The organism is Pseudomonas poae (assembly GCA_028869255.1).
Taxonomy (GTDB): Bacteria; Pseudomonadota; Gammaproteobacteria; order Pseudomonadales; family Pseudomonadaceae; genus Aquipseudomonas; species Aquipseudomonas poae_C.
The window spans coordinates 5843079-5864590 of the sequence record CP110972.1 but is presented as its reverse complement, the minus strand read 5'-3'; the positions used below and the strand labels follow the sequence as shown (position 1 = coordinate 5864590).

Sequence of the window (21512 nt, the reverse complement as noted above, 5' to 3'; positions counted from 1 at the left end):
AGGGATGCTCACCATGTTCGATTCGCTCAAAGCCATCAGCCGTCGTGTTGCCGGCGTGTTTCTGACTGTGGTGGGGGCCGTTTTCGGCCAGTGGCATCCTCCGCTGTGGCTGCGTGCCATCGGCCGTGGCCTGACGCAACTGGGTGGTAAAGCCCGCGCTTACCCACGTCAGACGGGTGCCGGGGTGCTTGGGCTTGTGCTGCTGGCCGCCGCCGGTTTCTACGGCTGGCACTGGTACTCCAACCTGCCGCAGCCGCACACCGCGAGCTACTCGCTGCATAAACCGAACCTGACCGACTACACCCAGCAAACGCCGGTTGTGGATAACTTGCAGGTGCGCTTCGCCGAGTCGGTGGCCCCGCTGGCCGCCATTGGCAAGCCGGTCACGCAGGGCATCACGCTCAAGCCCGAAGTCGCGGGTACCTGGCGCTGGGCAGACGACCGCAGCCTGTTGTTCGTGCCGGAAAAAGACTGGCCCATCGACGCCCATTACACCCTGGACCTGGCCAAGAAGAACCTGCTGGCCGACGGCGTGCTGCTGGACCAGTACAGCAGCCAGTTTTCCACGCAACCGTTCCGCGCCACCCTGGCCGCCAACGAGCTGTACCAGGATCCATCCAACCCAACGCTGAAACAGCTGGTGGCGACCTTCCACTTTTCCCACCCGGTCGATGAAGACAGCCTACGCAAGCGCGTCTCGGTAACCCTGGGCAAAGGCTTGGCCTACCGCGACGCCCAGTTGCCCAACCGCCCGGAAATCAGCTTCGACGACACCAGGCTCAACGCCTACGTACGTTCTGCCGCCCTGGCCACTCCGCTGGAAAGCACGCCGGTCAGCGCCAAGCTCGATGAAGGGCTCAAGGCCCGCGACGGCGGCAATGCCAGCACTGCGCCGCTGGTGGCGGAAGTCACGGTGCCCGGCCGCTATCGCCTGACCTTCACCGGCGCCGAAGTCAGCTTTGTGGATAACGAGCGTGGTGAGCCGGAGCCGGTGCTGATGTTCAGCAGCTCCAGCGCTGTAGCCGATAACACCATTGCCGGTAAGGTCCAGGCCTGGCTGTTGCCGGAAAAAGCCCAGGACGACACGCGGCCCTATAACAGCAACGACATCGACGACGCGCTGCTGGCCCGCAGCACCAAGGTCAACCTGACCCACGTGCCCAGCGTCGAGCCGCTGAACACCCTGCACGCGTTCAAGTTCAAGGCCCCTGCGGGTCGCGCACTGTATGTACGCGTGCCGGCCAACCTGGAAGCCATCGGCGGTTACCTGGCAAAAAACCCTACGGCCTCGCTGATCAGCATGCCGGCCTACCCGCGCACCTTGCAGTTCTTGTCCGACGGCGCCCTGCTTAGCCTCAATGGCGAAAAACGCCTGGGTTTCATGGCCCGTGGCGTGCCCGGCGCGCATGTGGAAATCGCCCGCCTGCTACCCAACCAGTTGCAACACCTGGTGGACCAGAGCAGCGGCAGCTTTGCCCGGCCGAATTTCGGTAACGAATACTTCGACCGCATGGTAGAGCGTCAGTCGCTGGACATTGCGCTGTCATCCAACGACCCGGCCAAAACCGTCTACGACAACGTGGACCTCAGCCACTACCTCACCGCCAACGGCGGCCGGCGCGGCATTTTCGTGCTCAAGCTCAGCCCGCAGGATGACCCGGCCCCGCGCACGTTCGAGTACGACCGCAGCAGCACCAGCGACCTGCGTTTTATCGTGGTCACCGACCTCGGCATCATCGCCAAGCGTTCCAGCGACGGCAGCCATGATGTGTATGTGCAGTCCATCGGCAACGGTTCGCCGGTGGCCGAGGCACAAGTCGACATCATTGGCCGTAACGGTTTGCCGGTCAGCAGTGGCCGCACCGATGCCGAAGGCCATGCGCATTTCGCCAAGCTGGATGAACTGCGCCGTGAGAAAACGCCGCTGATGTATGTGGTCACCCGCGGCAATGACCAGTCGTTCCTGCCGATTGCCCGCCAGTCGCAGCAATTGGATTTGTCGCGCTTTGATGTAGGCGGTTTGGAAGAGGACGGTGCGATTGATCGCCTCAGCGCCTACCTGTTCACCGACCGTGGCCTGTACCGGCCCGGCGAAACCGCCCACCTGGGCATGATCGTGCGCAGCGGCAACTGGAAAGGCGCGCTGCAAGGGCTGCCGGTGGAGCTGCAAATCACCGACCCGCGTGGCCTGGAAGTGATCCGCCAGCCACTGAAACTGTCTGCCAGCGGTTTTGAAACCTTTGATTTCCCCAGCAGCGAGGTCGCCCCCGCCGGGGATTACACCGCGACCCTGCAGTTGATTGGGCAGAAAAATACCCGCACTGACCTCGGCAGTGTCAGCTTCAAGGTTCGCGATTTCGAGCCGGACCGCATGAAGGTCAGCTTGAGCCTGCACGACACGCCCGTGCAGGGCTGGATTCCACCGGACCAGGTGGTGGCCAAGGTCACCGCGATGCACTTGTTCGGCGCCCCGGCGGCAGGCCGCCGTGTAACCGCGAAGATGTCCCTGAGCCCTACGCTTGCGGCCTTTGAGCGGTACCCCGATTACCGCTTCCGTCTCAACGACTCACTGGAAGAGGCCAGCACCGAAGACCTGGCCGAAACCACTGTCGACGACAACGGCCAAGCCGTGCTCGACCTGAACCTGCAACGCTTCGCCAACAGCACCTATCGCCTGCAAGTGATGACCCAGGTGTTCGAGGCCGAAGGTGGCCGCAATGTGGCGGCGCAAAGTGCCTTGCTGGTGTCGTCCGCGCCCTATCTGGTCGGTGTGAAAAGTCAGGACTCGCTGTCGTACGTCGCCAAGGACGCCCCGCGCCAGGTGCAATGGCTGGCCGTCGCGCCAGACCTCACGCCGCTGGCGGTGGACGGCCTGACCACCGAGGTGGTCGAGCACCGCTATGTGTCGGTGCTGGTGAAACAGTCCAATGGCACCTACAAATACGAGTCGCGCATCAAGAACATCAGCCAACCGGCCTCGCCATTGGTAATGACCAAAGAAGGCGCCAAGCAAACCCTGAACACCGCAACACCGGGTGATTTCACCCTGCAACTCAAGGACGCCAACGGCAACCTGCTGAACCAGATCGACTACAGCGTGGCCGGGCGTGGCAACACCTCGCGCTCGCTGGAGCGCAACGCCGAACTGCAACTGCGCCTGGATAAACGCAGCTACGCCACCGGCGATGAGATAGCGATCAGCATTCGTGCGCCGTACACCGGTGCCGGTTTGATCACCATCGAGCGCGACAAGGTCTACACCCAGCAATGGTTCAAGGCCGACAGCACCAACAGCGTGCAACATATCCGCGTGCCTGCGGGGCTGGAGGGCAATGCCTACGTCAACGTGCAGTTTGTGCGGGACATGGGTTCAGCCGAGGTTTATATGAGCCCGTTGTCCTACGGCGTGGTGCCATTTGGCATCAACCTGGATGCGCGACGCATGGCGCTGAAGGTCGAAGGCCCGGCGCAGATCGAACCGGGGCAGACCCTTGATATCAAGGTGAGCGCCGACCGCCCCGGCCGCGCCGTGGTGTATGCGGTGGACGAAGGCATCTTGCAAGTGGCGCGCTACCAGGCGCCGGACCCGTTGGGTTTCTTCTTTCAGAAGCGTGCGTTGGAAGTCGGCACCAGTCAGATTCTTGACCTCATCCTGCCGGAATTCAGCCGGCTGCTCAGTGGGGCAGCGCCCGGTGGCGATACGGAAGGCGCCCTGGCCAACCACCTCAACCCGTTCAAGCGTAAACATCAGCCGCCGGTGGCCTGGTGGTCGGGGTTGGTGGACTTGCCGGCCGGCGAAACCGTGCTGCATTACCAGGTGCCGGACAGCTTCAACGGCAAGCTGCACCTGTTCGCGGTGGCGGTGGATGCAGACAGCGTGGGCGTGAGCGAGGCCAACACCGAAGTACGCGGGCCCATCGTGATCACGCCGAACGTCCCGGCCTTTGTGGCGCCAGGGGATGTGTTCAACGTAAGTGCGGGGGTGTTCAGCAACCTCGACGCGGCGGCGGATGTGAAGTTTGAGCTGCAGACCAGCGACGGCCTCAACGTGCAGGGCGACAAAGGCAGCACCCTGTCGCTGCAACCGCGCAAGGAAGGCACCGCCGAGTTCACGATCAAGGTCGGCGAAACCCTCGGCTCGGCGGACCTGCGCTTTGTCGCGGTGCTGGCGGATGGCAAACGTATCCAGGTGGCGGAAACCACCTCGATCCGCCCACTGAGTGAACACCGTGTGGCCTTGAGCCTGGGCCGCTTCGACAGCGCCAGCAAAGAACTCAAACCCACCCGCGAACTGTTCAGCCAACTGCGCAACGTGCAGCTGGGCGTAGCCGCCTCGCCGCTGGTGTGGGCCAACGGCCTCAAGCATTACCTGGATGACTACGGCTACGCCTGCACTGAGCAACTGGTGTCCAAGGCCATGCCGGCGTTGATCTGGGGCGGCACTGCGCCCGAAGCCGAACAAGCCTTCGCCAGTGCGGTGCGCATGCTGCGCCAGCGTCAGAACCAGGCCGGTGGCTTCGGGTTGTGGGCGGCCAACCCCGACGTGGCGCCGTATGCCAGCCTGTACGCCACCGACTTCCTGATCGAAGCCAAGGAACGCGGGCTGCCGGTACCGGAAGATTTGCTGCTGCGCTCGAATGCTTATCTGACGGATCTGGCCAACGGCCCGAGCGAAGGTCTGTCGGAGTTGCGCAACCGTGCCTATGCCAGTTACCTGCTGAGCCGTCAGGGATTCTGGTGAGCGGCGCCTTGAGTGACATCCGCGAGCGTTACGAAAGCTACTTCAAGGACACTTGGCAGAACGACCTGGGCGCCGCCTACCTGGCCGCCAGCTACAAGCTGCTCAAGCAGGATCGCCAGGCCGATACGCTGTTCCGCAAGATCCCGTGGCGTTCGCTTGTGGATAAGTGGGACAGCGACGGCCTGTATTACGACCCGCTGGTGCACGACGCCGAACACCTGCACCTGCTGGCGCGCCACTTCCCCGAGCTGCTGGAGGATGTGCCGACGGCGCTGTTGGACAAACTCGGCAAACGCCTTAACGAACAGCGCTACAACTCGCTGTCGGCAGCCTTGTTGCTGCGTGCCCTGGACAACTACGGCCAGCGTGCGCAAAGCGATATGAGCCTCAAGGCCACCGCCTGGCTGGGTGACAAACAGCAACAACTGCTGGAGATGGCTGGCCAGCCACCTCGCGCCGCCGTACCGGGCGCCACGCAAAAGCTGGTGATGGAAAAAACCGACGGCCCGGCCGCGTTCTACATGCTCAGCGAAGCCGGTTTCGATAAGGGCGCCAAGCTCAAGCCGATCAACAATGGCCTGGAAATCATCCACGAATACCTCGACCTCAAAGGCGAACCGGTGAGCACGGTGGCCGTGGGCGATGAGTTCCTGGTGCGCCTGCGCCTGCGCGCCACCGACCGCGACACAGGTGCAGCAAGTGGCCGTGGTCGACCTGCTGCCGGGTGGCGTGGAGCCTGTGTATAACTTGCCGCCGGAACCGCAAGCCGCCAGTACCGAGGAAGGCGAAGGCGAAGAGTCCGAGTACGTGGAAGACAGCGAGGAAGCCGACACGTGGCAGGCGCCCATTGGCGAAACCGACTTGAGCACCTGGCAACCAGACTACGTGGATGTACGTGATGATCGGGTGGTGTTGTACGGCACTGCGCTGCGCGATGTAGGCACTTTCGTGTATCGCGTGCGTGCCACCCACGCAGGGACCTTCAATACGCCACCGGCCTACGCCGAAGGCATGTACGAAACCACCCTGCAAGGGCGCGGCAAAGTAGGCCAGCTTGAAATTACCAAGCCTTAAGCGACTGACGCCGCCGCTGCTGGCAGCGGCGGTGCTGTTGGCGGGGTTGCGGCTATGGCCGCACGCCCCGCTGGAACAGACCGTGAGCTCCTCACGGGTGGTGTTGGCCGACGACGGCTCATTGCTGCGCATGACGCTGGCGGATGACGGCCAATACCGTTTATGGCTACCGCTGGAGCGCATATCACCGTCACTGGTCGAAGCCTTACTGCTCAAGGAAGACCGCAATTTCTACTGGCACCCCGGGGTCAATCCGCCGGCGTTGCTGCGGGCGGCCATGGCCACCTACAGCGGCGGCCAGCGTCAGGGCGGCTCGACCTTGAGCATGCAACTGGCACGGCGGTTGTGGGACCTCAACACCCGCCAGGTACCGGGCAAGCTGCAACAGATGGCCCTGGCATTGTGGTTGGAGGCGCGGTACAGCAAGCACGATATTCTCGAGGCTTACCTGAACCTGGCCCCCATGGGCGGCAATATCGAAGGCGCCGAGGCGGCGAGCCGGATTTACTTCAGCAAGTCAGCATCGCAGTTGTCCTTGTCGGAATCCCTGGCGCTGGCGGTGATTCCCCAGCAGCCGGGGCGGCGCGCACGCTTTGGGCCATCCCTGCAAAATGCGCGGCTGCGGTTGATGGCCGACTGGCGTGAAACTTATCCACAAGACCCGCGTAACGGCAGTTTGCTCGACTTGCCGCTGGAGGCGCGCAACCGCCAGCAGATCCCGTTTCTGGCACCGCACCTGAGCGAACAGTTGCTGGCGTCCCAGCCGGACAATGAGTTGAACAGCACCCTTAACCTGCCCTTGCAGCAATTACTCGAACGCCTGATCACCGGCTTTATCGCTGAACGGCGCAGCACCGGCGTGGAAAACGCCACGGCGATTCTGATCGACAGCCGTGATCAGAGCGTAAAGGCATTGGTGGGCTCGGCGGATTACTTATCCACAAGCATCCACGGCCAGGTCAACGGCGTGCTGGCGCGGCGCTCGCCAGGGTCGACCCTCAAGCCATTCCTCTATGGGCTGGCGCTGGACCAAGGGGTTATCCACCCCATGAGCATCCTCAAGGATTTGCCGAGTAACTTCGGCTACTTCCAGCCAGAAAATTTCGACGGCAGTTTTGTCGGGCCACTGACTGCGCGGGACGCCCTGATCCGTAGTCGCAATATCCCCGCTGTGTGGCTGGCCAGCCAGGTAAAATCGCCGTCTCTGTATGGATTGCTGCAACGCGCCGGTATCAAGGGCCTGCGCGGTGAAAGCCACTACGGCCTGGCGCTGGCCCTCGGCGGCGGTGAGATGACGCCGGAGGAGCTGGCGCAGCTGTATGTGATGCTGGCCGGCGACGGGCATCTGCGGCCATTGCGCTATGTGCAGGACCAGCCGCCATCCACCGGCCCCCAACTGCTCACCCCGCAAGCCGCGTTTATGGTGCGCGACATGCTGCGCCGCAACCCGCGCCCGGATGGTTTGCCCGATCGCCACTGGCGTACCGCCTGGAAAACCGGCACGTCCTGGGGTTTTCACGACGCCTGGAGCGCCGGCCTGGTCGGCCCGTACGTGCTGGTGGTGTGGGTAGGTAACTTTGATGGTCGCCCGAACCCGGCGTTTATCGGCGCCAAGACCGCCGCGCCGCTGTTCTTTCGCATCGCCGATGCCTTGCCCCTGGCGTTGCCGAATGTGCTGATCAAACCCGACAAACCACCCGCCGGGCTGGTGCGCATCGACGTCTGCGCCGCTTCCGGCGAGTTGCCCAACCGCTGGTGCCCGCAAACCCGCAAGACCTGGTACATCCCCGGCGTCTCGCCGATACGCGTGTCCAACCTGCACCGCCCGGTACTGATCGACACCCGCACCGGCAAGGCCGCGTGCCCACCGTTCGAGGCGCAATACACCCGCGAAGAAGTCTTCGAGTTCTGGCCCAGCGACGTCCAGCGCCTGTACCGCGCCGCCGGCCTGCCCCGGCGCACACCGCCGAATGTGATGAAGAACTGTCAGCCCAATCGCGTCAGCGACCAGAGCGAAGCGCCGCAAATCCGCTCGCCGCTGACGCAGGTGAGCTACCAGTTGCGCCTGTCCCAGCCCCAGGAAAGCATCCCGCTGAGCGCCAACGCGGCCAGTGATGCGGCGACCTTGTACTGGTTCGCCGACCAGACGCTGATTGGCCAGGGCCCACCGCAAACCACGCTGAACTGGCGGCCGGGCAAATCGGGGGAATATTGGTTGCGGGTCAGTGATGATCAGGGGCGTAGCGCGAGCCGGGGGTTGAAGGTGGAGTTTGTGCCGTGAGCGGGCTCGAACGCCTGGCCGGTAAAAAAAACCGCGAGACAGGCTCGCGGTAGAGGGTCAGCTGTGAACCGGGCAGCCCACAGGCTGCCCGTTCAATAGCTATTACAGAAAGCGCGTAACCTGCTGCGCCAACGCGTCATCCAGATCAGGCGACATCTGGTGCAACGGGTTGGAAGCCATGCCCGTTGGCGTGACTCGGCTGGTGATTTTTGGGAAATAGGTTTGCTCAGGGTCGACCTTGACGATGAAGGCGCCCGGGCCATCGCTCTCGAGTTGAGCGGTGAACGCCTGCGAGCTTTCAAAGCCTGGCTCTACGTGCACCACCGGAATACCGTAGGCGGTAAACAACGCAGCCCAGTTTGGCAGACCCAAGCCCGTTTCGATGTCACAACCCACGTAACGCCCACCGAAGTAGCTACGTTGGGTCGAACGAATAGACGCATAGCCCGAGTCATCGAAGATAAAGATCTTCACGTTCAGGCGGTTAACGCCAACCGTGCCGATTTCCTGGAGGTTCTGCGCAAAGCCGCCGTCACCTTCAACCAACACTACGCGCTGATCCGGGTTGGCAAATGCCGCGCCAATCGCACCGCTCAAGCCGTAACCCATCGAGGCCAGGCCCTTGTTGGTCACCACGCGCTGGCCGGCCTTCTGTGCGAACACCTGCATCATGACCGTGAACGCGCCGCCGCTGCTGCAAGGCACAACCACGTCGTCTGCGGTGAGCAAAGTAGACAGATGCTCCACCAGTTTGAACGGTGATTGGTAACCCTCGTGGGTCACGTTCTCTTCGATCAATGGCAAAGACGCCTGAACCTGGCGGCAGTAGCCGTGCCACTCGCTCCACTGACCTTCGAGCCTGGAAGCCAGGCTCTTGAGCCACGGGTTGACGTCGGCACAGATCGGCACGTCGACACGTGGGTGGCCCTTGGTCAGTTCGGCCACATCGCAGTCCACCTGCACGACCTTGCCGCCACGCCCGAATTCCTGCCAGTTGAAACCGGTCTGCTGCAGGCCAAGCCGCGTACCCAGCGCCAGCACCAGATCGGCCTGCTGGAGCAGCAGGTTGGCGTAGCGCTGACCCCAGGTATTGGGCCGGCCGAAATAGCATGGATGGTCGGCGGCGATACGGTCCAGGCCATTCCAGGTTGTGAACAACGGCAACGAGTGCTGCTCGGCGATGGCTGTCAACGCCGCCGCCGCTTCATGGCTGACGCCGCCGCCAATCAACACCGCAGGGCGTTGAGCGCCGCGCAACAGGCCCAGCACCTCGTCGAGCGAGGTCTCGGCCGTGCGAACATCGGCAGGCAACGGCATTGGCTTGCCAGTAACGGCAACGGCAGGCGTGGTCGGCAGTTCTTCGGCGCTCATCAAGCGGCCTTGCACGTCCAGCGGCAGTTCGATGAACACCGGGCCCGGGCGGCCACGCTCGGTAGCTGCGCAGAGGGCCAGGAAAGCTTCGCGGGAGAGCTGGGTGTCCAGGCGCTCGGCGGCGACGGTGACAGGACGAGCGATGGCAATACCGTCGATTTCCTGGATACCGCGTTGACGCAATTCGCCGTGGCTCAAGTCTGCAGTCTTGACCTGACCACCGATCACCAGCAGTTCGCGGCTTTCGAGGAAGGCACCGGACAAAGCCGTGACGATGTTGGTCAGGCCAGGGCCTGCAGTGACCAGCGCCAAGGCTTTGTGGCCCTGGCCGTTGGTGGCGTTGAAATATTCTGCCGCGATACCTGCCGCCACTTCATGCACGACGGGGACGCAGGTCAGGTTATGGCTGAGGCTTTCCAGCAGGTGCATGATATTGCCGCCTGCTACGAAGAAGCAGTGGGTGTAGCCTGCTTCTGCCAGCCAGGTACTGACCCAATCGCTATACTTTTTCTGCATGATCACTCCCGGTGAATTCTTGAGCGGTTTGTTCGCGAATGATCTTGCCGTGTTCCACGTGCAGGATTCGCGTACAAGTGCGCGCGAGCAGCGCGGTATCGTGCGAGGCAATCACGACGATCGCTGCACGGTTGAACAGATGGGTGAGCCGCTCGGTGGCTCGTGCCTTGAAATCATCGTCGCCAACGCTCAGCCATTCGTCCATCAACAGGATGTCGGAGCCGACGGAGGTCGAGATAGCAAATGCCAGGCGCATCATCATCCCGCTCGAATAGGTACGAACGGGCAGCTTCAGGTAGTCGCCCAACCCGGAGAAATCGCAGATCTCATCGATGTGCGGTTTGATCCGCTTCGGCGAATGCCCCATGGTGATGGCGCGCAGGGTGATGTTCTCAAGGCCACTGGAGTCGAGGTCGAAGCCTTGGGAAATATCCAGCAGTGAGGTGATCGAACCGTCCATGTCGAGCGTACCGCTGGCCGGCTCATACACACCGCTCAAGGCGCGCAGCAATGTGGTCTTGCCCGAGCCATTGTGGCCCAGCAAACCGACGCGCTCACCGTCGTTGATCGAGAACGTGGCGCCGTCAACCGCACGGACCAGCACTCGCGAGTCGGAGCCAGCCAGCTTTCCTCCTGACGCCGCCTTGAGGAACGTTTTGCGCATCGACCTTTGCGCGCCCTGGTAAATCGGAAACTCGACTACCAGGTCCTTAGCAATGATGTGGGCCATGGGTTACAACCAATAAACAATGCGCGTACGAAAACGCGCAAACAAAAGAAAAGAGGCCACCGCGGTAACCAGCACAATCGCGGCCACACCGGTCCAGACGCTCATGGTCAATGGCTGGCCCAGCAGCGGGTTACGAACGAGTTCGAGCATGTAGTAGAACGGGTTCATCTCGGCGATCCACATCCGCGAGCTCAGCACCTCCGCTTTCCACATGATGGGCGTCATGAAAAACACCACCTGCATCACGTTGGCAACAATCAGCGGGATATCGCGAAAACGCGCGCTGAGCAGGCCGACGAGCAGTGCCAGCCAGAACAGGAACACCCCGATCACCGCCAGCCCGACCAAGGCCATCAACAAGTTCATGAAGTTGAACGGCAGGAACCACACCACCACACCGATCAATACGACCGAGTTGTGCAGGAACACCAGGATGTTGCGCCACACCAGCCGCAGCACATAGGACGACAAGGGTATCCTTGCCGCCTTGATACTGCCTTCCGCCCCCGTGAACACAAAGCAACTTTCAGTGACCACGAGCGTCATGAAGTTCCAGGTGATCATGCCGGCAGCAAGGTAGGGGATGTAGTCATTCACATCCATCTTGAACAACCCGGCATACATCACGCCCAGGCCGCCGATCAACACGGCGGTACTGAGGGTGATCCAGAACGGCCCCAGCACTGAACGCCGATACCGCTGCTTGATGTCATGACTTCCCAGGAAAATCCAGGTTTCCGTCGCAACCAAAGCAGCGCGCAAATCACTCCAGGCTTCACTTACTCGTTTAGAAAAGCGCTTACTCAAGGGGCGTCCTATTATTTGTTGATACCGAAGAACGTTTCGATACGATCTACGACGTAGTCAAGCATTTCATGGGTCAGACCTGGCCAAACGCCAACCCAGAACGTCTTGCTCATGATCCGGTCAGTGTTTTCCAAAGTGCCCGACACACGATATTCGCGGCCAATCATATACGGTTGGCGCAGCAGATTCCCGGCGAAGAGAAGTCGTGTACCAATTTTGTGCTCGTCCAGGAACGTCAGCAGATCAAGACGTTGATACGGGATCGCGTCCTTCAAGGTGATCGGGAAACCAAACCACGACGGCTCAGCGCCTTCAGTGGCTTCCGGAAGAATCAGGAACTCCGCACAGCTCGCGAGCCGCTCCTTCAGGTAGGCAAAGTTATGTTTGCGCGCCTCGATGAAGGACGGCAGCTTGTCCATTTGCGCCAGAGCGCAAGCGGCCTGCATGTCGGTAATCTTGAGGTTATAGCCCAGGTGGGAGTAGGTGTACTTGTGATCGTAGCCATACGGCAGATCACCCAGTTGCCAGCAAAAACGCTTCTTGCAGGTGTTGTCTTCACCTGGCGGGCAGAAGCACGAGCGGCCCCAGTCACGAATGGATTCGACCGCAAGACGCAGCTTGGACTTGTTGGTGAATACCGCGCCGCCTTCACCCATGGTGATGTGGTGAGCCGGGTAGAAGCTCAAGGTGCCGATATCGCCAAAGGTGCCGACCAGCTTGCCGTCATAGGTAGAACCCAGGGCGTCGCAGCAGTCTTCGACCAACCACAGCTTGTACTTGTCGCACAGCTCGCGAATCTTGCGCAGGTTGTACGGGTTGCCGAGGGTGTGAGCCAGCATGATCGCCTTGGTTTTCGGCGAAATGGCTGCTTCGATCAGGTCCGGGTTGATGTTGTAGGTCGCCAGGTCAACGTCGACAAATACCGGGATCGCACCATTCTGGATGATCGGGTTGACGGTGGTGGGGAAGCCCGCCGCCACGCCAATCACTTCGTCACCCGGCTTGATTGCGCGATCGCCCAGGGTTGGCGAGGTCAGCGCGGTGAACGCCAGCAGGTTGGCTGACGAACCGGAGTTGGTGGTCAGTACGTGCTTGACGCCAAGGAACTTGCTGAGGCGCTTTTCGAATTCGGTGTTGAAACGGCCAGTGGTCAACCAACCATCCAGCGAGGCCTGAATCATCAGGCCGACTTCGGCCCCATCGATCACTTTGCCTGCCGGTGGAATGGCGGTCACGCCAGGCACGAATTCACGACGCGCAAACGCGGTCTTGGAGTATTGCTGGGCCAGGTCGTCAATCTGTTTTCTGAGGTCGTCTTGGGTGGTCATCAGGTAATCCGTGTTCATTATGGTCGGGCTTGAGAAAAGCTCGAAATTTGATCAATACACACTTGTCGCATGTCGCTGCCGGCCAGAAACGCTCGGTGCCAGCCCACTACCTCATCCAACGCACGGGCGAGGGACCAGCGTGGTGTCCAAGACAATCGCGCACGGGCCTTGGAGCAATCGAGCTTGAGGTAGTTGGCCTCGTGAGGGGCCGCAGCATTTGCTTCGATACGGAATTGAGCGCCGTCGGACCAGCACTGCGTCATGCGCTCGGCAATCCAGCTCACGGGCTGGGCATCGGAGTCTGCAGGGCCGAAGTTCCAGCCTTCGGCCACCTGTGCACCGTCCTCATAGAGACGCTGGGCCAGCACCAGGTAGCCCGACAGCGGCTCGAGCACATGCTGCCAAGGGCGAATCGCTCCCGGGTTGCGGATGATAGCAACTTCTTTGCGCTCAAATGCCCCCAGCAGATCCGGCACCAGACGATCTGCGGCCCAGTCACCGCCGCCGATCACGTTGCCTGCACGGCCACTGCCCAACCCAACACCGTGTTCAGCGTGGCGGGCCGGGTTGAAATACGAGCTGCGATAAGAGGCTGTCACCAGTTCGGTACAGCCCTTGCTCGCGCTGTAGGGGTCATAACCGCCCATGGCTTCGTTTTCGCGGTAGCCCCAAGGCCATTCGCGGTTTTCGTAGCATTTGTCGGAGCTGACCACGACGCAGGAACGCACAGTGGGGCAAGCACGAACCGCTTCCAGCAGATGCACGGTACCCATTACATTGGTACCGAATGTTTCTACTGGTGCGTCGTAGGAATAGCGGACCAGTGGCTGCGCCGCCAAGTGCAGTACGATCTCCGGCTGCGCCTGGGCAACGGCTGCCGCCAAGGCTGCGCCATCACGAATGTCGCCGATGATCGAGGTCATGCGCTCGCCCACCGACGCAACGTCGAACAGGCTGGGGGTGGTCTGCGGTTCGAGGGCGAACCCGGTAACGATCGCGCCCATTTCCTGCAGCCACAGCGCCAACCAGCCGCCTTTGAAACCGGTATGTCCCGTCAGGAATACCCGCTTGCCCTGCCAGAACGCCGGATTGATCACCATACTTTCCACGGGGCGACCTTGCGTTCCCACAAGTCCTCCAGCTGTTGTTTCTCGCGCAGGGTATCCATCGGCTGCCAGAAGCCGCCGTGTTCATAGGCCAGCAGCTCACGGTCGCGGGCCAGCGCTTCCAGGGGCTCACGCTCCCAGATGGTGTCGTCGGCCTCGATCAGGTCGATGACTTCCGGCTTGAGCACGAAGTAACCGCCATTGATCCAGGAATCATCGCCGTGGGGTTTCTCGCGGAAACTTTCCACATGGTGATCGTTGATGTTCAGAGCGCCGAAACGGCCTGGGGGCTGGGTCGCGGTGACCGTTGCCTTTTTACCGTGGGCTTTGTGGAAGGCCACCAGTTTGCCGATATCGACATCGGCAACGCCGTCGCCATAGGTAAAGCAGAAATCTTCGCCCGGTTCCAGATAATCACGAACGCGACGCAGGCGACCGCCGGTCTGAGACTCAGCCCCGGTATCAACCAGGGTCACACGCCATGGCTCGGCGTTGTTCTGGTGGACTTCCATTTTGTTGTTCGCCATGTCGAAGGTAACGTCCGACATGTGCAGGAAATAGTTGGCGAAGTATTCTTTGATGACATAGCCCTTGTAGCCCAGGCAAATCACGAAATCATTCACGCCATAATGAGAGTAGATTTTCATGATGTGCCAGAGAATTGGACGGCCACCCACTTCAACCATAGGTTTTGGCCGCGTGCTCGTCTCTTCACTCAGGCGGCTGCCAAGCCCACCAGCCAAAATCACTGCTTTCATCGTTTGCTCCTGCATTATTCCAAAATAAGTTTTATCGGGGCTGGTCGTGGCACAACCCGGCGGCGTTCGTATTATCTTCTAACTAGTCGTCTACAGACCCATAACGGATACGGAGATTGTGCTTTATAAAAAGCAGCCGCGCATGCACCTGATCGCCACCCCTATTAAGTGGCGATGCAGATAGTCAGTGGCGGGCCACCAGGTATAACCTTTTCCATGCGCTTCTTCATGCATCGGTGAGTCGAATTCGGCCCGTTTTCAGGCGTGCGAGGATCAGACCGGCGGTATGAACAAGACCCCGCTCCCGAACCATCAAAAGAACCATCTTGATGAAGCTGAAGTAACGGAAAGAACGAGAAACTTTTTCAACGTATGTTTCACTCATGGGCACATCGTAAGCCGTCGCCTGGGCCAGTACCTGAGTCTGCGCAACGAAATCCACCAGCACGCCTTCCGCACGCTCATACAGGCTCAAGTAACGCTCGCGCGCCACACCCACGGTCTCTTGCGCACGCTTGAAACCAGCCGCGTCGCCGTCACCCCATACGTAACCTTCAGTCCCGTGCTCGCCCTTGCCAATCAGCTCGGTAAAGTGCTCGTTCGGCAAGAACACTACCGGGCAACCGCACAGCATGGCCTCAATGGCCAATGCCGAGTTTTCATAGCAGTAGAACCGCTCGCTTTGCTGGAACAGGTCACGAATCTGCTCGGGGGTCTGCTCATCATCACGATCCCGAACGATCTCAACCAGCCCGTCGGTGACCGCAAAGGTCTTGCCACCGTAGTAGTTTTTATACTTACCCGCATAAAAACACCCACCCTGGCGTTTGGTACCCGGTGCGGGCGGTACGAAAAAGTTAGGGTCCGAGGCCGGAATGAAAAGAGTCTGTTTCGACTCCGGCACTGTTGCGGCAATGGCTTCGCTGTAGGAGATGCAATACTCCGACTCCGGAAACCGTGTGTCACCGCCCAGGACGCCGGCATAATTCAACACATACCGAACAATAAAGGGCGCCTGAACAGGGTTGCCCCGGATGCTCTCGGGATAGATGGTGATAGGGGTCAGACCCTGCGCACGGTGGTAATCCATGACGCGCTTGGTCAGCACCGGCGTGTTCAGTGATGGATGACCCGCCAAATACGATGGAAAGTGCGGGTGCATGATCAAAAAGGCTTGCTCGCCCATGCGATTGAGCGCGTGACACAGAAAATGCAGCGCCTTGATCCCGGCGGAAGTGCGCACATAACGAGCGGTGACAATGTAATAAGGGTTACGCCGCACAGGCATGAATATTGATCGAGTTTCGGTCATTACTTGTCACTTTCAGCAAGGCTGCTCATATAGTCGGCGGTCAGTTTGATCTGCTGATCCAACCCAAGCGGGGTCAACTGCAGGTTGCGTTCGAACTCACGAATCGCAGTGGGATCGCCCACGTATCGGTCTGCCGGCTTTTCACTCAGTGCAGGTCGCTCGATAGCCAGGTGCGGCGCAAGCAATGTTTGGCAGCGCAGCGCCAGCTCTCCAACCTCGACCACTTCAGTACCCACGGTATCGAACACGTGGAACACAGGGCCTTTATCACGGGCGCTGAACATCAGACGGCAGCACAACTCAATCAGGTCAGTGACGCTGTAGTAGGAGCGAATCACCGGGTGAGTCGCACGCACACTGATCGGCTCGTTCGCCAGGCACGCGCTGATGATCGACGCCAACGCGTACAGATTGTGCTTATTGATGTAGGGCCCGCTGACGTTGAATACCCGCGGGCTCACCACCGGGAAGCGGTACTGCTGGCCAATGGCCTCGAAGACACGCTCATCGTCCAGTTTGCAACGGCCATAAATCGCTCCATCGCTCTGGTTGTCCGCATCCATCCCTGCATAGGCCGCTCCACTGGAGGGCACAAACAAACCAGCAATCGGGTTAGCGTCGACAAACTGCAGCAACGCTTCACGAATGCTGCGATTGAGGAGCGTGTAGACCTCCTGGCTGTTGGCCCCAACGCGATCCTTGGTCTGGAACGCGTAATGGAACACCAGCGCAGGCCGGGACGTACGCAGCGCCGGCAAAGAAGATAGAGCCTCAACCTGTACGACGGTGCCGTCGCGCAGGACCAATGGCCGGGCGGTCGAAGCAAAGGCATGTACCCGTGACCTGTCGGCCGGCGCGAGCTGGCGGAACAGGTGTTCAAGGGTAGCCTGACCCAACCAGCCGGTTGCCCCGATAACGACGAAGTCGACCTGGTTAAAACTGTCCATCAGGCACCGCCATGAATGGCGAGCTCTGCGCCTTGGGCAAAAGCATTTGCGATCAGCGTTTGAACAGCCGGGGTACGCTCAACCGACAACCGCTGCAAATCACCGTCACCGACCGGAACGATTACCCGGTAATGGCTCTGGGAGTGCTTTTTGTCGCTCGCGAAGTGCTTGAGCAACTCATCGGCACTCACCCCGACCAGTGGCGCAAGGGTGTGACGCATCGGCTGCAGCAGGTCTTGCACGTGGGCAACCAGGCGCCCGGCGCGGGCTTCACCCTCAGGCGTCAGGATTGCCGCTACCTGGGCATACCGATAGGCCATCAGGATGCCTACACCCACCGCGATACCGTGAGGGATCGCAAAGCTGGTGGCTGACTCCACAGCATGGCCAAAGGTGTGACCGAAGTTCAGCAACAGGCGTTCGGCACGGTCGAACTCGTCGATTTCGATGAACCACTTTTTAGTGGTCAGACTCTGCTCGATGATGGCGAAAGCGGTTTCTGACTTGAGCGGTGGCGCGGGCTGCAAATCCAGGTAAGCCGCAAAGGCTTGTGCGCCCCGGGCGTAGCAGATTTTAACCGACTCCATCAGGCCGCTGGTTTGTTGCTCGGCGCTCAGGCTATGCACGAACGCGAGGTCAATCAGAATACTGGCCGGTGGATGGAAATTACCCACCAGATTTTTCAGCGCACCGACGTTGATCGATGACTTGCCGCCGATACAGGAATCGACCATGCCCAGTAGCGTGGTCGGGCAGTAGTGCCAGCGCAGGCCACGCATATAAATCGAGGCGACGAATGTCGCGATGTCCTGGATGATCCCGCCGCCCACTGCGACGATCTCGGTATCACGCGTCGCACCATGGCGCTTGAGCGCTTCGATGACAGGCGCGATCCGTTCCAGAGACTTGTTTTCTTCGGTTGCGTCGACAGCGATGATCGGGTCTGTGACAAACGCCACCTGAGGCATCAGGCGACTGTCCACCAGGAAAATCCGGTGGGCTTGGGTAGCCACCACTTCCTGAACCAGGCCTTCGCCCAGCGACACGTGATACACGCCCGTCGAGCTGTTGATGTTAAACGATGCGCGCATGAGAAAACCCTTTGTCAACCGTCAGAAATTGGCCGGTGATGGACCGATGCCCAGGCGAGCAGCAAAACTCCACCACCGCAGCCACATCGGCGACACCTGCCAATTGAGAACCTGGCGTCGCAGCTTCCAATCGACCGATCTGTTCGGCACTGAGGTTGGCACGCGTCATGGGCGTATCGAGCGCGCCAGGCAGTACCGCATTGATCACGTGGCCTTTATCGGCCAGATCAAGGGACACCGAACGCACCAGCCCCTGCAACGCGGCCTTGGTGACGCAATAGGAGAGCTTGTTCTGCCGGGCGATGTTCTGCCAGATCGAACTGATGACGCACAGGCGCGCCCCACCGTTGACCAGTGCATCGGCGCCCAGCAGAGCATTCAGTGACACCAGCACATGACCGACGTTGGCTTCGTACATGCGCATGTGGCGCTCGTAATCCAGGTCGGTAATGTTGTCGGTGCAGTTATCGCCTTGCGCCCAGACCACCGCATCGAGTTGGGCTAGCACGGCCGGCAGGGGCTCGCCGGCAAGTGGATCCCACACAACGGTGGTCACCTGCTCATGCGCCCCAGGGCCGGCAGTCACTCGCCGAACGATGGCAGCAACGTCCCACCCGCGGTCAGCGAACCATTCCACCAGCCCGCAACCGATGGCGCCGGAGGCGCCAAAGATCGCGATGCGAGGCCGCGCTGTCGTGGCAGCGACCACGTCTTATTGACCGCCCAGGAGTTTCCAGCGGGAGTCGAGCATGGCGATGCGCTTGTCATCTTCCTTCTCGATCAACCCGTAGTACTCGCGCTTGTTTTCCAGCCAAAGGAGCTCGAAATGCACGGCATTGAGCAGGCCTTTTTCGATATCGCAGGTGCGTACCGATTCAGCCGCGTAGACAACCTTGCGGGTCTCGAAACGCGCCAGGTGGTTGGCTTCGAGTTTTTTCAGTTCTTCGATCGCGTCACTGGAAACACCACCACCAACGACCAGCTCAAGGCCGGCAGCCTTGGCCGCGGTACCTGTCTGCAGAGCGTACTCGGTCACTTTTGGATGGTTGATGTCGTCACGGCTGTAGCCGTTCGACAGCGAGAAATCGACACGGCCGAATACTACGCCGTCCAAACCGTCCGGCACGCTTGCGGCCTGAATCAGCTCGTTCAGGTTGTTGAAACCGGTAATAGTTTCGAGGTTGAAAAGGAACTTGGTGTCTTCCTGATCTTCCTTGTTGTAGACCTTGTTCTTCGCTTCGATGAATTTCTTCACGGCATAAGCGGATTCGATCATCGGTGCGATGATGTATTCAACACCAATCTGCTTGCTTTCCAGCAAATCGCGGATTGCCTCGCAGCCACCGATCTTCAGCGCGATATCCAGGTCGGCACGACGCGCGAGTTCGATCAGGCGCAGTAATTCGTCAACACGAGTCCCTTCTGCTTCGAACTCGGCCTTAACTGCGAGATAACCGTATTCTTCTTTACCGCGTTTGAGCAGTTCCAGCATCTTGCGTTCACGGCGATTCATTTGACACTCCTTACTCGAATATTTTCAGACAACCGGGGTTTGCCCATTTGTCGCAATTAAAACGTCAGCGACTATTGAGAATTAGTCGCAGGAGCGCTGGGACTGAAGTCCGTAACCCTGGCAGTTTAATAGAATCTTCGAAACAGACGGACACCACCCCGCAACGGAGATGGCAATTTAGTTGCTCGCAGTGCGAGCACAGGATGCGCAGTATTCAGCGATAAAAATAATGGCAAAACGACAGCAACCATTAACAAAATCTGCTCCACCGTGGCGAGCACACCGTGTGTTTCAGGTAATCCATACCAAACCTTTCGCTGCTAGCAGCATCCCTGGCCGTAGCCGTTTCGAAATATCGCAACGCATCTTGTCGGAACTGGCCGGGAACTTCATCTGTTTTTTTTGCCCGCCAGTCATCATTTTGCAAAATTAGCCCAGTACTGCTGGCCAATCTCGCGATGGCATAAAGGCATCAGACTCCCGGCTCTACCGCACTCAAGGATGATCTTTCCTGAGTGAAGTCGGGGAATCACAAAGGGTCAAACGTGTCGCCTACAGACCCTCTCCTGGGCCCAATACAAGCGCTCGGGTCAACTGCCAGTTACGGAACATAGCCGTCAAGAAGCAACATCCCCCTCTACGACAGCACGTATCCACCACCAGTTCGTCCAGAGGGTCATCGGTAAGGTAATAATTTCGGTGCAGAGTCGGGCCAAGGCACGCCCGTGAACAGGCTCGCCTCTTGAGGCGTGAGAGTGTTGGAGATGAACAGCCCGGCAGCGACTCTTCGATATTCAAAGAGGGTAAATAATAAAATAGAGCGGACACTCTACTGATGCCGTCCCGCAGACGTTTATAAGCGGTCAGTCATCTAGTTCCGCCCATACACCAGGCAACTGCACACAGCGCGGCGAACAGTACTTGATCACGTCGACGACGACGGCACTGGCGAGCATTCTTGAACATCCACGCAAACTGAGGACGCCCGAAAGCCTTGCCATCCAGCGGTGGAATGCAATCAGCACCCACCAACCGATTAATCAAGGCGATCTGCTCGAACCACCATCCTTCGCGCACCCGCTTGAGGCGTCCGAACATCGAGCGCCAGGTGGTGTTGGCGCCAAACTCATTATTGCCATGCTGGCGATACAGCAGGCTGGGCCGGGAATCGATGACCCATCCCCAACCGGCCTGCCGGGCAAACGCGTAGGTAAACCAGTCATGCAACGCGACATCTTGCAGCGCGTGCCATTGTTCGCGTACGAAGGCTTGCAAGGCTATGGCCAACGGCGGGCTGAGCACATACGTACACCCCGGCCCCGCTGCCTCGAAAAGATGATCCCAGCGCACTTGCGGCTGGGCCTTGTCCACTACCTCATGGCGCCCATCAGGCCAGAAGGCGAGCACGTTACTGGAGTACGCACCGACCTGGTGCTCGGACAGTTGCTCGATGGATCGCTTTAACTTATCGAGCAGCCAGATATCGTCTTGATCCGCGAAGGCCACATAATCCAGTTCAGTCAGTTCTACATCCCGCAACAACCTGAAAAAGTTGCGCCCGGCACTGCCAAATCGGCCAGAAGGCAACAACGTGACCTTCGAGTACTTCGCCGCATACGCCTCAGATAACGACTGAGTATTATCGCGTCCCTCGTCGACACTGATATGCAAACTAACATCCACATCCTGCTGCTTCAGGATGGACTGTACTTGTTCGTCGACCCATTGTTCACCATTGTAGGCGGCCAATAAAACAGCCACTTTGGGCAACGGTGAAGTACCGGACGCACTCATGAAGTACACACCAACATTTCAGATAGGGCTGTAGGAACCATCGACGCAATATTCCCTGTGCTGAACAAATAAACGGGCGCCGATGTCATGCAATACCAACCGGCGTCCACGCGCTTACACTTTTATCCTTGGGACCACAGCCG

The 21512-nt window shown here is 59.8% G+C and carries 13 protein-coding genes and 1 pseudogene; 2 read left to right on the top strand and 12 right to left on the bottom strand.

Annotated elements, in window-relative coordinates:
* Nucleotides 1–13 precede the first annotated feature (13 nt).
* Both LRS56_26590 and pbpC read left to right on the top strand, forming a co-directional pair.
* A pseudogene (locus LRS56_26590) lies at nt 14–5815 on the top strand (alpha-2-macroglobulin).
* On the top strand, nt 5796–8096 hold the full coding sequence (gene pbpC / locus LRS56_26585; protein WDU62283.1) for a penicillin-binding protein 1C: 2301 nt from the start codon (nt 5796–5798) through the stop codon (nt 8094–8096). The pseudogene LRS56_26590 and the gene pbpC overlap by 20 nt, the downstream one beginning before the upstream one ends.
* A 102-nt stretch (nt 8097–8198) precedes the next feature.
* Here the strand turns inward: pbpC and LRS56_26580 are convergent, their stop codons facing one another.
* From LRS56_26580 to LRS56_26525, 12 genes are all read right to left on the bottom strand, one after another.
* On the bottom strand, nt 8199–9983 hold the full coding sequence (locus LRS56_26580; GenBank protein WDU62282.1) for a thiamine pyrophosphate-binding protein: 1785 nt from the start codon (nt 9981–9983) through the stop codon (nt 8199–8201).
* Entirely contained in the window at nt 9967–10713 is a 747-nt protein-coding gene (locus LRS56_26575) for an ABC transporter ATP-binding protein (protein ID WDU62281.1), read from the bottom strand. Before LRS56_26575 ends, LRS56_26580 begins: the two co-directional genes overlap by 17 nt.
* A 3-nt stretch (nt 10714–10716) precedes the next feature.
* Nucleotides 10717–11475, bottom strand: coding sequence for an ABC transporter permease (locus LRS56_26570; GenBank protein ID WDU62280.1), 759 nt, complete (start codon nt 11473–11475; stop codon nt 10717–10719).
* Between the two features lie 56 nt (nt 11476–11531).
* On the bottom strand, nt 11532–12848 hold the full coding sequence (rfbH, locus tag LRS56_26565) for a lipopolysaccharide biosynthesis protein RfbH (GenBank protein WDU62279.1): 1317 nt from the start codon (nt 12846–12848) through the stop codon (nt 11532–11534).
* A 17-nt stretch (nt 12849–12865) separates the two neighbouring features.
* A complete protein-coding gene (gene rfbG, locus LRS56_26560) occupies nt 12866–13948 on the bottom strand; it encodes a CDP-glucose 4,6-dehydratase (protein WDU65818.1) in 1083 nt (360 codons plus the stop codon).
* Nucleotides 13942–14712 (bottom strand): glucose-1-phosphate cytidylyltransferase, encoded by a 771-nt coding sequence (gene rfbF, locus LRS56_26555; protein WDU62278.1) that lies wholly within the window; start codon nt 14710–14712, stop codon nt 13942–13944. The genes rfbG and rfbF overlap by 7 nt, the downstream gene beginning before the upstream one ends.
* 226 nt (nt 14713–14938) lie before the next feature.
* Nucleotides 14939–16024 (bottom strand): hypothetical protein, encoded by a 1086-nt coding sequence (locus LRS56_26550; protein ID WDU62277.1) that lies wholly within the window; start codon nt 16022–16024, stop codon nt 14939–14941.
* Complete coding sequence (locus LRS56_26545; protein ID WDU62276.1) at nt 16024–16971, bottom strand: NAD(P)-dependent oxidoreductase; 948 nt, start codon at nt 16969–16971, stop codon at nt 16024–16026. Before LRS56_26545 ends, LRS56_26550 begins: the two co-directional genes overlap by 1 nt.
* Nucleotides 16971–18062: a 3-dehydroquinate synthase gene (locus LRS56_26540; protein ID WDU62275.1), complete on the bottom strand. Its 1092-nt coding sequence runs from the start codon at nt 18060–18062 to the stop codon at nt 16971–16973. The genes LRS56_26545 and LRS56_26540 overlap by 1 nt, the downstream gene beginning before the upstream one ends.
* Nucleotides 18046–18606 carry an SDR family oxidoreductase gene (locus tag LRS56_26535; GenBank protein WDU62274.1) on the bottom strand — a complete coding sequence of 187 codons (561 nt, stop codon included), beginning with the start codon at nt 18604–18606 and terminating at the stop codon, nt 18046–18048. The genes LRS56_26540 and LRS56_26535 overlap by 17 nt, the downstream gene beginning before the upstream one ends.
* A gap of 168 nt (nt 18607–18774) precedes the next feature.
* A complete protein-coding gene (locus tag LRS56_26530; GenBank protein WDU62273.1) occupies nt 18775–19554 on the bottom strand; it encodes an aldolase/citrate lyase family protein in 780 nt (259 codons plus the stop codon).
* Nucleotides 19555–20442: 888 nt separating this feature from the next.
* Nucleotides 20443–21369 carry a glycosyltransferase gene (locus LRS56_26525; GenBank protein ID WDU62272.1) on the bottom strand — a complete coding sequence of 309 codons (927 nt, stop codon included), beginning with the start codon at nt 21367–21369 and terminating at the stop codon, nt 20443–20445.
* Between the last annotated feature and the right edge of the window lie 143 nt (nt 21370–21512).